7 protein-coding genes are annotated in these 14788 nt (G+C 39.1%); 5 read left to right on the top strand and 2 right to left on the bottom strand.

Going from position 1 to position 14788, the window contains the following annotated elements; translation table 11 throughout:
- Positions 1–309: 309 nt before the first annotated feature.
- A complete protein-coding gene (locus BV375_RS13215; protein ID WP_086761148.1) occupies positions 310–1749 on the bottom strand; it encodes a glycosyltransferase family 4 protein in 1440 nt (479 codons plus the stop codon).
- Positions 1750–3575: 1826 nt separating this feature from the next.
- Here BV375_RS13215 and BV375_RS13205 point away from each other — a divergent pair.
- Positions 3576–5777: a polysaccharide biosynthesis tyrosine autokinase gene (locus BV375_RS13205; protein ID WP_086761144.1), complete on the top strand. Its 2202-nt coding sequence runs from the start codon at positions 3576–3578 to the stop codon at positions 5775–5777.
- Between the two features lie 214 nt (positions 5778–5991).
- Positions 5992–6567, top strand: a complete 576-nt coding sequence (locus BV375_RS13200) for a DUF2808 domain-containing protein (protein ID WP_086761142.1) — start codon at positions 5992–5994, stop codon at positions 6565–6567.
- An 83-nt stretch (positions 6568–6650) separates the two neighbouring features.
- Here BV375_RS13200 and BV375_RS13195 read toward each other — a convergent pair whose 3' ends face one another.
- A complete protein-coding gene (locus tag BV375_RS13195; protein WP_086761140.1) occupies positions 6651–9236 on the bottom strand; it encodes an adenylate/guanylate cyclase domain-containing protein in 2586 nt (861 codons plus the stop codon).
- Positions 9237–10363: 1127 nt separating this feature from the next.
- Between BV375_RS13195 and BV375_RS13190 the strand changes: the two genes are divergently transcribed.
- The 3 genes from BV375_RS13190 to BV375_RS13180 all read left to right on the top strand — a co-directional run bounded on the left by BV375_RS13190 (position 10364) and on the right by BV375_RS13180 (position 14079).
- Complete coding sequence (locus BV375_RS13190) at positions 10364–10546, top strand: hypothetical protein (protein WP_086761138.1); 183 nt, start codon at positions 10364–10366, stop codon at positions 10544–10546.
- A 479-nt stretch (positions 10547–11025) separates the two neighbouring features.
- Positions 11026–13479 carry a filamentous hemagglutinin N-terminal domain-containing protein gene (locus BV375_RS13185; RefSeq protein ID WP_086761136.1) on the top strand — a complete coding sequence of 818 codons (2454 nt, stop codon included), beginning with the start codon at positions 11026–11028 and terminating at the stop codon, positions 13477–13479.
- A 246-nt stretch (positions 13480–13725) separates the two neighbouring features.
- A complete protein-coding gene (locus BV375_RS13180) occupies positions 13726–14079 on the top strand; it encodes a Rieske (2Fe-2S) protein (RefSeq protein WP_086761134.1) in 354 nt (117 codons plus the stop codon).
- Positions 14080–14788 lie beyond the last annotated feature (709 nt).

The raw sequence follows: 14788 nt of genomic DNA, 5'->3' as shown, positions 1-14788 counted from the left end.
ATCATAAAGACCATCAAAGCCCACTCCTAAATCAACAGTTAGTTATTGAGTTTGAGAAGAAAAACTTGTGAACTAGTGCAAGTTTTAAGGAACATGCTTCACTATCTCTTCTTTGGCAGCAGATATACGTAATTCTGCTGATTAAGAGTCTGCGTTTGCTGTATTGCAAAGCATAACTTTAAGGGTTAGCGTTCCTAAAAAGGTAGACGCACTTTGTTTATATAGCCGCAATTTCCGATTGTCAAGCCAAAATTGAAGGTAAATTAATACGATTTTGAGGATTATTATGCGTATTAACACTCAAAAGCCTTAAGAAATAGCCTGTTGCAGGACTCTTAAATATTGTTTAGCTATGATTTCAGGCGTAAAATGCGACTGCAAATACTTACGAGATGCCTGACCCATGAGTTCTGCCAGTTGTTTATCCCTATTAAGTAAGCGAATAAACTCAGCTAGTCCGTAACTGTCACCATTCTCGAAACTAGCGCCACATTGCGCCTCTGTAATTAGTTGTCTTAAGTAAGAATACTCTGAGCAGATTACTGCCACTGGACGTCCCGTTGCCAAAGCTGGGTAAAGCTTGCTAGGTGCAACTAAACTTTCCATGCCAGCTTCTACACTCACCAACGATAGATCGCAAGCTGTCAGTGAGTAGGGTAATACTTGTTTGTCTTGATAAGGCAGAAAAAGAAAATTGTTTAAACCTAATCGATTGACCTCCTGAATCACACCTTCGTGTTTTGCGCCCCCACCAATGCAGACAAACTGAATTGGCTCATCTTGCAGTTGTTTTGCTGCTTCTAAAATGGTGTCCATATCATGACACCGACCCATGTTACCGGAATAAAGTACGGTAAATTTTTTCACTAAATCATATTTCTTAGCAAACCAGTTATCTTTTTTTACAATGGGCACGATCAAGTCAGGATCTCCCCAACTATGAATCACGGAAACCTTATCTGCTACCTCTGGACAGATAGCCACTACCCGCTGTTTCATCGCAGGACTTAAAACCACTATTCCTTTAGCCCTTTGCCAAATTTTTCTGTTAACAGCTTGCCAGAAACCAGCCAGCCAGTGATTTTTGGGGATTACTCCCAGCGCGATCGCAATATCAGGATAAATGTCATAAATTAAACACACATAAGAAAGCCCGAAAAACAAATGGGCTAAATATCCCACAATTGGTAAAAATGGAGGTGCTGAAGTCAGTAAACAGACATCGTGGCGACGGCAACATTTAACTAGATGCAGTACAGAACGCAAGGTAAACAAGATACCATTGATAGCTTTACCACGAAGCCGCCGCGACCACAGTTGAGCAGTGCGCGATCGTTGAATGCGGACTCGACCTACTTGTTCTACCGCAGGAGCACTAGAAGTCCCAAAGGCATACCCTGGTTGACCTGTAAACACCTCAATGTTTACTCCTTGTTTCCCTAACTGTCTCACCAGTTCTTCAATCAGCTGCCCTGTGGCAGCATAGTCTGGGGGAAAAAACTCAGTGATTACAGATAAGTTCAGCGACTGCTCATACCAAGTTTGATTTACTCCTAAAGACTGACGTTGGGCTAGAGGAGACAACGCAAATGTGCGAAAACTCTCTCCATTATGGTGTCTTCCATTCTCGAAGTTAACTTTTTCATGTGACAACAAATCTCTATCAGTTTGATACAGTTGCTGATTTTGAGAAACCTTGTTGGTAGATTTGGTTAGCAACGATTTTTTCAGCCATTCACTGAATGTCATTGACTAGATCGTCCTTTAAAAAAATTAGACTTAGATTTAAACTTGTCAAAGAGCGGGACAAAAGTTTGCCTACTTTGCTCAATACTTGCAGTTCAGTTCCTTTATAATCGATGTCTAAGAAATTTAGTGAAAAAGCAGGATATTTTTGCAAATAATATGTAAATTTTTGTAAGACTGGTAGATTTCTACTACTTTTTATTCCCACTAGTTATGGAAGCAAAACTATTCCAAGTCATGCTGATTTCCTTTGAATAATATTATTTTTTTAAAAGAAAAATCCTGATATCTACCTAAGTGGGAACTTCAAAATCTACCATCCGTTATGTTAAAAAATCCTCAATATTTACAAGAGTAAGGATTTTGATTATTTTTTGCTAGTGTAATAAATGATGCTTGTTTTTCAAGCATCTTGTAGAAGCATCATTCTCTAAGAAGAACTTTACAAATGGTCTATTACTTGCAATATAAGCGTTTTGAGAATTGCCGCAGTAACTATAGTAGCCTTTAGAACACCTAATTAAATTGGCATATTATCATACCATTTATATTTTGGGGAGTACTAAAATAAAAAATAAATAGATTGTCTCTAGCTCTCATTTAGAATAAAGTATTTCAGTCGTGAACATAAAAATATTTAATCTTGACAAACATTGGGTACTAGCAATTGCTAGCATATAAAATTTTTATGAAATTAATCTGTTGTAGCATTCACGGAGTCTAATTTAAAGAGTCTCTTTTAGAGATAAGCATTATTTATATATATAAGGCTGAGATAGCTGCGTAGCTAGAAAACTCAAACTAGAAATTGCAAATAGTTTTTAAACCCATCAATTAGCATTGGCTAAGATCTGATGAGGACTTTCTCATTCTTAGCTTTTAGAAGCTAGCACGTTATCACAATGATGTTTACCTCAGTATCAAGCTAGAAATCGCTATATACAAAACTTAATATTCACGTAATATCATAATTGGTGAAAATGCAGTAGGGTATCTACCATATCAATAAAAACCAACCCAGCAATGCAACATTACTAGAACAGACTAATTCTTAACCCAGAATAAATCGCATTAAATTTAGACAATTGTGAGGCTTGGCCACAGGACTTAAGCTTTCTCTAACTTGAAAAAGCAGGAGGAAGGGAAAGCAGTCTGTCTTGAGCTTTTATCTCAGAATACCCTAAGGTTCGACTGACTTATGAGGCTGCGATCTGAAGTAGCAGTAGAGGTAACGAGTTTTTGAGCGTCGCAATTAGATCACCTAAAAAGAGGACAGAAAATAAATAATGACCTTGACTAGTGACAAAAAATACATTCAACTAAAACAAACTGATTAGCAACGTAACATAATTTATACTTTAATTCTTTAACCATACTCAGGCTAGCTGAAAAAAGCCAGAATATACTTGCGTCAGTATAATAGAGTTCATGGTACTACGTAAAGTGCACAATAAATTTGTCAAAGCATTTGACTAAGTTAACCAAGATCACCCCGATCAATCTCAACCGTGTTTTATTGCAACTAGCTAATGAAGATTGACATAGAACAGAGTATAAATACTGATTTATGTCCTATCCTCCAAAACATTGACTAGTTGTCGATGGTAGTCTAGAACAGCTATATCAATAAATTAATTCTTAATTTTTTAGGAATTGCTGGAGAGGAACCACTAAATTCACACTTAAAAATTAAAAATACTGCATTTACCTAACTAGAGTATTGACTTTTCTGATTCCACAACTTAAATAGAATGACAATAGCGGATCGTAACTTGCTAAAAGTTATGATCACAACCCTATCTAAGCTTATTACTTAATACCAATTAATTATGGAGAATCATTTCACTAAAAGCTCAAGCTATGAACGGAATGGCAGTGCCCAGTATCAAGCACTTCCTGCTCAAAGCTTTTCATGGTTTGCTAGCGAAAATAATGATTGGAATTTACAGCAATTTCTAAGTATTTTAAAAAGACGAGCGTTCGTCATTGCAGGAGTTACAACTGTTGTGATGGGCGGTGTTACTTACTCAAGTATTAATCAGAAACCTATTTATCAAAGTAATTTTAGGTTATTAGTAGAACCTGTCACTAACGATAACAACAACTTAGCGAGACTTACTCCAGACTCAAATTTAAATGTAACTCAACCAGGTCTAGATTATGACAGCCAAATACAGGTACTCACAAGTCCCGAACTAATGGCGGGACTGATAAAGGAACTGCAAATTAACTATCCAGAATTTAGATATTACACTCTTAGCGAATCTTTGGCAATTCGTCGTTTAGGTACAAGTAAAATTATAGAAATAAGTTATAAAAGTAATGATCGGAGACAGGTTAAATTAGTACTAGATTTAGTTGCCAAATATTATTTGAATTACAGTTTAGAAAAGCGGCAAACAAAATTACGACAAGGTTTACAGTTTGTCGAAAAACAACTGCCACCAATCAAAAGTAGAGTAGAGCAGTTACAAAAAGAGTTACAAATTTTTCGTCAGAAATATGAATTTATTAACCCAGAAGCTCAGGTAGAACAAATTCAATCTCAACTCCAAGCATTGTCTGCTCAAAGAATAGCTATTGATCAACAATTAGTTTTAGCTCACGCTAATTTTGCAAGCCTAAGAGGAGAACAAGGAGAAACAGCTATACTCAATAATGCGGCTGTTTATCAACAATTAATTGTTCAGCTACGCCAATTAGACATTCAAATTTCTGTAGAAAAAACTCGGTTTAAATCAGATAACCCAGTTATGCAAACTTTACAGGAGAAAAGACAAAACCTGTTGAATTTGCTACAAGAAGAGGCACAGCGTATTTTGGGAGTAAAATTTGCTGAGATCACAACTCAAATTCAGTTTTTAGAAGCACAAAGCCAAGAGCTCGCTAAAGTAGAACAGCAATCCCAACAAAAAGCTAAGCTATTACCAGTTCTCGCAAGAAGATATACCGAGCTCCAAAGAGATTTACAAAATGCAACTGAGAGTTTAAATCGCTTTTTAACTACTCGCGAAACCCTGCAAATTCAGGCGGCTCAAACAGAACTACCTTGGGAATTAATCCAAGGACCTTCTCAACCTGAATTACCTATATTTCCTAATGTACCGCGTAGTTTGACATTAGGATTTGTCGCAAGTTTGCTTTTAGGTGTTGGCATCAGTTTACTCTTAGAAAAAGCCGACAATACCTACCATACTGTCGAGAGCTTAAAGGAAAAAATCAAATTACCAGTATTAGGGATTTTACCTTTTGATAAAAAAGTCCAAAATAGTCAATATCACCATCTAGAATCAAAAGCTTTAATCAAAAGAAAGTCATTTAAGTTTACTGACAAACTTTTTGAAATACCTAAAATTTTACATAAGGACACGGGAAGCGCTCGCTACTACGGTCAAGGCAAATTTTGGGAATCTTTACAGGTACTATATTCAAATATTCAACTGCTTAATTCCGATCACCCCATTCGCTCCTTAATTATTACCTCAGCACTACCAGGAGATGGTAAGTCCACTGTTTCATTCCAACTAGCTCAAATAGCAGCAGCAATGGGCAAACGAGTACTAATTGTAGATGCTGATTTACGCCGACCCCAAGTTCATCACCTATCTGATTTAAATAACCTCTGGGGATTAAGTAGTTTAATCTCGACAAACATACCAGCAGGGCAGGTGATTAGGCAAATGCCTGAGATGAACAACTTATCTGTAATTACTTCTGGGCCAATACCACCCGATCCTGCAAGGCTACTCTCATCAGAAAAGATGAAGCAACTGATGGGGTATTTTCATAGAACCTTTGATTTAGTAATTTATGATGTTCCCCCGATAGTTGGATTAGTTGATGCCAGAATGCTAGCACCTTACACTGATGGTGTTGTGCTTGTGGTGAGGTTAGATAAAACAGATAAATCGGGGCTAATGCAAGCTCAGGATAGTCTAAAAATTTCTCCAGTTAATCTCTTAGGTATCGTTGCTAATGGAGATAAAACTAAGTACAGAGGTTACCAACATTACTATAAAACTCATAGATAAATGTGGAGTTCTCTAAATAAGTAGAAGCGGCTAAATCTATAGAAATATTTTGTTGAGTTTTGTACTTTACAAGATTTCAACATACAATTTATCTAGTACAGCATCTAGTACAGCGCGGTGTAAATCAAGTGCCTATTTAAAATGGTGCAAAATCCTAGAATAAACTTCTTTTGACTTCCGCGTAGCAGTACTATTTGATTATCTAGATAAAGTAATGCGAGTTGCAGTTATATTGGGCATAGCGATCGCAACCGTAGTTGGGCTAGAAGGATATACCCCAAAACCGAGTCCAGCAATTCAGTTGCAAGATGGGACGGTATATTTTGCCTCACCACCGCGCTTGGTTGGTGCCTCTACTACCTATAACGAAGTTTATATATGGGGTGCAACATACTACTTTACTCTCAGCCTCCCAGAAAATGCAGGAGAACCGCTGCAAAGAGTAACCATTAATCAGCGTGAGGGAGTAGACTACATTCGCTTCAATCTCAAAGACAGTTATGCCTTTGAAGGGACGCGCTCTCATGAAGGACAGAAGTTAGGATTAAAAGATGCGACTAGCGATCGCAAAACTCAAACAACCTCACTAACATTTGATCCACCGATAGCGCCTGGAAGAACTATTACAATTGCTCTTCAACCCCGACAGAATCCTAGTGTTTCGGGTGTTTATTTGTTTGGCGTTACAGCTTTTCCCCCAGGTGAAAAATCCCACGGACAATTTCTCGGCTTTGGCCGACTAACTTTTTACAGTCACGGTCACTCTATTTTTTCTCCGTTTGGGTGGTGATTGTCATTAGTTATTAGTCATTAAAAGTTTGAATTTTGAATTCCCCTTTCGTGTAGCGTCTTCGCAGGAGATGGGGTTGACTTTTACTTTTCTTTAAAAGTCCAAACACCTTCATCCCAATCTGCATCTGATGGAGGAGACTCTATCCAATGCTGACAACGGCGCAGATGCAACATAGCAGCTTTGTCGTTACTATCAGCAGCCAAAACTTTGGCAAACTCAGCTTGAGCCGAGCTAAACTGACGATGAATATAATACTCACGTCCTTTGTGATAACGGTCAATCACTTCTAGTTTTTGGCTACTAATAGGATCGGAGCGCAAACCAAGTAGTTCATATATAGCTACTGGCTCATTTCTACCTTTGACGCGAATATAATCTAATTCCCTCGCCCAAATATTGTCGCGGCAAGGTTTATAAGTGTTATCGCTAATAATAATGTCACAGCCGTACTGTTTACTGACACTTTCTAGTCGGGAACCGAGGTTTACACCATCACCAATGGCTGTAAATTCCATTCTTTTACTAGAACCAATATTACCGCTAATGACAGTATCAGAATTAATGCCAATACCAATGTTGATTCTTGGCTTATTAGCTAAATACCGACAGTGATTAAAATCTTTCAAACGATGGCGCATTTCTAAAGCTGTTTGCACTGCCATCCAAGCGTGTTCTTCTAATGGTAAAGGAGAACCAAACACAGCCATAATCGCATCACCAATGTATTTATCGAGGGTGCCTTTATGTTTAAAAACTGCCTCTACCATTGATTCAAAATATTCATTGAGCATACTTACAACTTCTTCAGCTTCTAGATTTTCCGTTAAAGTTGTATAGCCACGAATATCTGAAAATAAAATCGAAACTTCTTTGCGATCACCGCCTAATTTAGCATCATCTAATTTCAGTAATTCCTCTGCTAACTCCTGCGTCATGTAGCGGTACATCGTACTTTTGAGGCGCTTTTCATCGCTAATATCTTCCATAACTACTAATGCGCCACTGACTTGTTTATGGTCGCTAGCATCAGCAATTGTATTAATCGATAAATTTATACTGTGCTGTTCTGTTCCAGGAGTTAGAAGAATGCGATCGGGATAATATTGCTGTCGGTGCCTAAAGTCAGCTGCATTTAAAGCATTCTCACACCACTTGCTAAAATTACCTTCTTTAATAGTAATGACATCTTGAATAGATAGACCTTCTAATCGGTCTTGTTCTTTTAAATCTAACAAACGTTTGGCACTTTCATTTGCAGCAATAATTAACCCGGCTTTATCGGTGGAAATTACACCATTAGAAAGGCTGCGCAAAATATCTCGCTGCATTTGTTCTTGTTGCTTAACTGTGGCAAATAACTGAGCATTTTGCAGCGCCACTCCTGCTTGAATATTAAAAGCTTCCATAAACTCTTCATCATTATGATCGAAACTCGCTTGGAAGCATTCAGGAGCCTTAGGCCAAAGAGCATGATCGTAAGGGGGAAAATCTCCCGATTTTCTTTTATTGACTAACTGGGTAACGCCAATCAATTGTCGGTCGGCGTTAAACACTGGCATACAAAGTAAGCTACAGGTACGAAAGCTAGTTTCTTGATCAATTTTTTTAGCTGTCTCCGAATCTGGATGATCGTACAAGTCAAAAGGAATATTCACCTTTTTACCCGATGCAGCTACTATGCCAGCAAAGCCTTTACCTATGGGAACTCGTAATTCCTTTGTTGAACCATCATCTTGAGTAATTTTTGTCCATAGATCTTGGCGATCGCGGTCGATTAACCATAATGTACTGCGATCGGCATTCATTAGTTCTTTGGCTTCTGCCATTACCCTTTTTAGGGTATCTTCTAAGTCAAGATTACTTTGAGAAAGCGACTTAATCGCTTTCATTAATGCGGCGGCGGCTCTTTGTTTTTGGGTTGCTACGTAAAAGGAGCGCGATGATTCTAAAATCAATCGAATTGATGGCGCAAATTCTTGAAATAATTCTTCGTCTGCGTTAGTAAAGCCTTTGGTATCAATCCGTTCTGCAATTGCAGCATCTGGATTATGTACAGATTTTAATTTATTTAGTAATTGTACAACTGCAACTAAGTCTCCATGTTCATTCAACAATGGCAAAGCCAGCATTGTATATGTACGGTAACCAGTAATTTTTTCTTGTTCCCGAGCAAATACAGAGCGGGGATCTTGATAAAAATCATAGGGAATATTGATTACTTGTTTGAAAGTCGCAACTTCACCAGCAATTCCTTTATCTGCGGGAATGCGAATTTCCAAAGAGCGATCGCCTTCTGCCTCAGCTAAAATTGACCATAGTTGTTGTTTTTCTTCATCTAATAAAAAGATTGTGGTGCGGTCTGCTCCTAATAATTCTCCAGTTTTTAAAGTAATCGAATGCAACATTTCTTCGAGGATTGTTTCAAACCCATGAGAATCTAGTCTTGACAAAGTTTGATGAACAATCTGTAATTTCTGTTCGACTTCTTTAACAACCTGTTTAAAAGTTTCTTGTGTTAGAGGAGCTAGAAAAGAAGAAATAGTGCCTTGTCTTTTAGCCAGGGAACCTACAGGAGGAGTATCTTCTTGTAAATAGCCATTTTCTGGATTGCGAACTCCAATAATTAAATCGGCAGTCTCATCAATACTAGGTTGATGCGATGACATAATTAGCTTTATATATAATGGTGATATTTTAGGATTTTTATTTATTGTTGCCATCTGCAACAATCTCTGGACATTATCCACAGTTTAATCCGTTGTTGAGCTAGCGTCATCCTGTGGAAAAGGAGTTAAAAATCCTCTTCGCCTTGTGGGTGAAGAATTTGTCAATAATGAGTAGTCGGTGACAAAGATATGTTTAGATCGTCCACAAGGGGATGGGACATTAAACCAAATAAATACAACTGACACGCAAAGCGCAGTAAAATTAATAATTTAATATTCCAACTCTGTTCATTTAAACTTGATTTCACGTTTTTAAGCCTCACGTTGACGATCTGCCAAAGGGTTGGTAATTAGCAAAAGTCCAGTCAGTTTTGTCGGTCATCTTCGTTCTCCGAAATCAAACGACAATCAAGGAATACCCTAATTCAGGCTAACTGTAAAGAGATTGTCTTGATATAGCAATCCGGTTTGATTCATAAACTTAGTCGTAAGTACTGAGAACAAGCAAAACAAAGGAGGTAGATTTATGAGTCGTTCTTTTCCACAATTAAACAAGACTCCTATCTCTGTTTAATTATAAGGAAATACAATTATATTATTTAATGAAGTTAAAGTGATTTTTGAGACATTCATTAGCAAACTCTATGATTGATATTTAGCTAATTTCTCATAAGTGGGCAGTAGTAGTACTCATATTAGGATAAAGGATTAATACAACAGTCATTATTAATTACTGATAAGGTAGGCATAACCTGGATAGAAATATTGTGTGCATCAGTTACCAAGTTCCATTGCGCATCCAACTAGAAAATGCATAGGATGAACATAAAGTGCGATCGCAACCTTCGCAGATATTACCTCTAGACCGATCAGACTTGTGGAAGTCTTTTATCCATAATTCCCACAGAGCCTGCCCAATTAACAGTGCCAAGTTTACAGTAGTTCTCTAGTTAATAGCCCAATAGCAAATAGTCTTGCCTGTTCCTTTTGTGGTTAAAGTTTTGTAACAAATTTAGCTCTGTGCATAAAAGTTAAATAATAGCTCGATATATATGCGGAGACATTGAATTTACATCAAGCCAGTCTCCAAAGCTATAGTTTCATCTTTTCCCAGAGGAAAATTTTATATGGTTTGCACACTAGAACGCCCACGCACCTTAGTCAAGAGTACTTATACTCCGCCTAATCCCAAACCCTTATTACCTGATCTACAGCCACCATCTAAACCCGACCAGACTGAACCATCCCAGCCTAGCCAAACTGAACCATCTGAGCCTAGCGAGACTGAAGAGACTTTAGACTCAGAGTAAATATTAATCTAAGCAATAAGAACTCAGGAGTCAGGAGTCATACCATGTCCGCTAAATTAGTTGCGATATGTCCGCCGCGAGTGCAACGTAGACGCCTTTCAGGCGGCTTCCCGTAGGGTAGTGAAACGTTCGCCGAAGGCGTTCTCGCAGAGTAGCAATCCCAATACCTTTGCGATTGCTTCCCTTCGGTCGCAATGATAAGTGTTTAACTGGACATTAGATCAGAATTGTACTCATGCGATCGCCAAATGAATCAAGGTGGCAGAGCAATTATCTTTAGATATGGAAGAATCTATTCTTCGGAGCATCTTGAGTGAAAACCTCAAATTCATTTGTAGGGTGATTCTGAATTCTTGCTTCTGGCTCCTTCTCATTTAAATCAGAGTCATCAACCAGGTATACTAGATTGCTGACGCCCTACCAGACGCTATTAATAGCGTTTTTATTTGGTAGTTTTTGAGCAGAGGCAAATACTGGAAATGGCTCACAGTAGCAAAGGTTGTGCTTGGCAACTGGGCTTAGCAAATGTTGGGGGGTTAACCTTTGGCATGGGCTTTTTGATGACAAATTCTGTATTTGCCCAGAGTGCCATTACTCCTGATAATAGCCTCGGTAATGAAAGATCTCAAGTTATACAAAACTACCAGGGTGGGGCTACGGAAGCGATCGCAGGTGGAGCAACTCGCAGTAACAATCTGTTCCACAGTTTACTAGAATTTAACGTTAGTGAAGGACGTTCAGCAGTTTTCTTAAGTCCTAACAGTAATATTCAAAATATTTTGGTGCGAGTTACTGGTAATAACCGCTCTGAAATTCTAGGCAAGCTTGGTACTGTTGGTTCCAATGCCAACTTATTTTTGATTAATCCCAACGGCATATTTTTTGGCGCAAATGCCACACTCAATATCGCTGGTTCATTTGTGGCTAGTACAGCAAGCAGTATCCAGTTTGCTGACGGTACAACTTTTAGCGCCACTCGTCCCGAAGCAACACCTTTATTGACAGTCAGTACACCAGTTGGGTTGCAATTTGAGCAGACTGGGGGAGAAATTAATCATTACGGAGCGCTAGAAGTACCCACAGGTAAGACTTTAGCGTTAGTGGGCGGTAACATTAACCTGAATGGTAACGGTAGGTTAGAAGAGAATCGTAGAACTCTCAAAGCCCTAAGCGGACAAATTGCTGTGGGTGGGATATCAGGAGTAGGGATAGTAGGAATCAACCTTGATAGCCAAAATCAGCCTTTAAGCTTTCCTACTAACGTCACACCAGCAGACATATCACTTAAAAATCTAGTTGTGATCTTAGCTGATGGACCCGGTAGTGGTTATATCCAGCTACAAGGTAGACAAATTAAACTTACAGATGGTTCTATAGTCCAAGCAGACACCCTAGGTAGTGAAAATGGTAGAGGTATCCTTGTTCAAGCACAGCAGTTAACTCTTCAAGACGGCTCCCAAATCAAAGCTGCTACTACTCAAGGTACAACAGGTTCCGGGGGAAGTTTAACGATAAAAGCCACTGACTTTGTGCAAGTAAGCGGCACCATTTCCCAAGGTAAGTCTTTTGCTGGTTTTCCTAGTGGGTTGTTCACTCAGACCTTTGGAGAAGGCGCAGCCGGTTCCTTGAGTATAGAAACAGGAAAATTAATCATTGAAGGTGGGGCCAACGTAGCAACTACTGCTTGGCAAGGTAGAGGCAACGGGGGAACATTAAAAGTAACTGCCTCAGATTTTATTAAAATCAGCGGAGCTTCTTTTCTTGATTACCCTAGCGGCTTGTTTACTCAGACTCTAGATTTGGGAAACGCAGGCTCCTTAAAAATTGATACCAGGCAATTGATTGTCCAGGATGGAGGAGTAGTAACAGCTGGTACAGGCAGGAATAGTCAAGGGAAAGGCGGAAATCTGAGTGTCAATACCTCTGACTTGATAGAATTGAGTGGAATATCACCAGTTGATAAAGACCCTAGTGGCTTATTTGCGCGCAGTCGCGGTAGTGGAGAAGCAGGTTCCTTATTGGTAAATACAGGAAAGTTAATTGTAAGGGATGGAGCGCGAGTTACTGTAGAAGCCTTGGGGTCAGGAAATGCAGGCAAACTAGAAGTTAATGCCCGTGAAATTCGTTTGGATAGACAAGGCAAATTAGTTGCTGAAACCGTATCAGGAAATGGCGGCGATTTGACACTACAAATACAGAACTTACTGCTGTTACGCAATAATAGTCAAATCTCTACGACAGCAGGCACTACTGGTGGTGGTGGCAATGGTGGCAATATTAGTATCAATACCCCTGATGGCTTCATAGTTGCTGTCCCTAAAGAAAATAGTGATATTACCGCTAACGCTTTTACAGGCTCTGGTGGTAGAGTCGAAATCAACACTTTTGGTATTTTTGGCATAGAACAGCGCAGTCGAGATGACTTGGTGAGACTTCTGGACAGCAACGACCCAACTAAACTAAACCCTCAATTGCTACCCAGTAACGACATCACAGCAATTTCTCAGACAAACCCAAATTTAAGCGGCGTAGTCACTATAAATACACCTGATGTCGACCCAAATAATGGCTTGGTCAACTTACCAACCCAACCAGTAGAACTTAAAGTAAACCAAAGTTGTCGAGCGATCGCAAGTAATAATAAAAGCAGTTTTACTGTAACCGGACGTGGTGGCATACCTTCTAGCCCTACAGAAACTCTTAATAGTGACGCTGTGATTGCCGATTGGATTACTCTGGATGGAGTTCGTCAAGCCTCTTCTCAACCAATTGCGAGCCAAAATCCCACTAAATCATCTTCCGCAAAGATTGTAGAAGCTACAGGATGGGCAATCAATCCTAAAGGAGAAGTGGTGCTCACTGCTCATAAATCCACCGTGGCGCTGCACAGTTCTTGGAACAAGCCAACTGATTGCAATACATCTCAATATTGAATTGTCATTTGTCATTAGTTCTCTCATCTCCCTTATCCCCCCTGTCCTCCTTGTCCCATTTCTCCCCACACTCCCTTGCTCCTCTGCTTTTATTCGGCACTGCCTTCTTACACTCGCTAAACCGCTACAAACTTGTGAAATGATGTACATAATTAGCTTTTTGATGGCTAAAAGAGCATAAAATTTCAAGGTCTTCCATCAAGCAGCAGCCCTGTAGAAGATGTTAAGCGAGGTATTGAGGTATTTATGAACTGGATTAAAGTTCTTCCTGAAAATGAACTACCACTTAATGAACGCAAAGTGGTAAAAGTAGAAAAACGTGCCATCCTACTAGTTCACCATAACAACCAAATTTACGCCATAGAAAATTCCTGCCCTCACATGAAACTACCTTTGCAGAAAGGTAAAATTACAGATGATGGAGCGATTGTCTGTCCCTTCCACCGTAGCGCATTTGACCTTTCTAGCGGTAATCCTACGGAATGGATTACTTTTCCCCCTGGTATTGGCAAAGTGATGGGTCTGATTTCTAAAGAAAAGGCAATACCTGTTTTCCCCACCCGTGTAGAAGAAGGCAATATTTGGGTAGGGCTGCAATAGTTTACCAAGTACCTGCTAAAGGATGAAGGGTAAGGTATGAAGGTAAGACTTTTATACTTTACTTTTCGTCCTTGAGGTTGAATTTATGGCGATCGCTTTTAAAACAATGGCGCATCTAGCAATCTTAAATCTTTCGTGAAAAAATCTAAAGTTTTTTGGTTGAGACATCACATTAATAACGCATATATAAAAATAAATAATAGAAATTAAAGCCTTTTCCATTTATTTTGAACCATCTCTGTCATCAAAGCACAACATTGTTGTGTCCTTACTAGGTCGTCTATTTACCTGGAAATTGCTGTAATGCCAATGGGTGAGCGAATTATCGTTGGCCTTAAAACTTCATATTGCATAGCAGAAACCGTAGATAATCCCTCTTTTGTTACTACGAGGAGAGAAAAATACTGTACCAACTCTGAACACTAGACAAAATAATGAATTGTGCGATCGCATCCCAACTTTGTCATTTATATCCCTTTGTTGACAACACACGTAAAAATAGGGGTTTCAGATTATTCTCTGCCGAAGGTGACAAAAGAGGGATAATACCAATTCACGAAAATCCTGATACACATAAATTTTTCGTAGGGGTTTAGCAATGCTCATTGGTGTCAACTTAAGCTCAAACGCTTATCCCACATACGTTTTACCCCTCCCCTTAATCCCCTCCCCCGAAGTTTGCTCAACGGGGGGGAACCCCCGCACGCAA

The organism is Nostoc sp. 106C, from assembly GCF_002154725.1.
Lineage (GTDB): Bacteria > Cyanobacteriota > Cyanobacteriia > Cyanobacteriales > Nostocaceae > Aulosira.
This window is presented reverse-complemented; position numbering and strand designations above follow the sequence as displayed.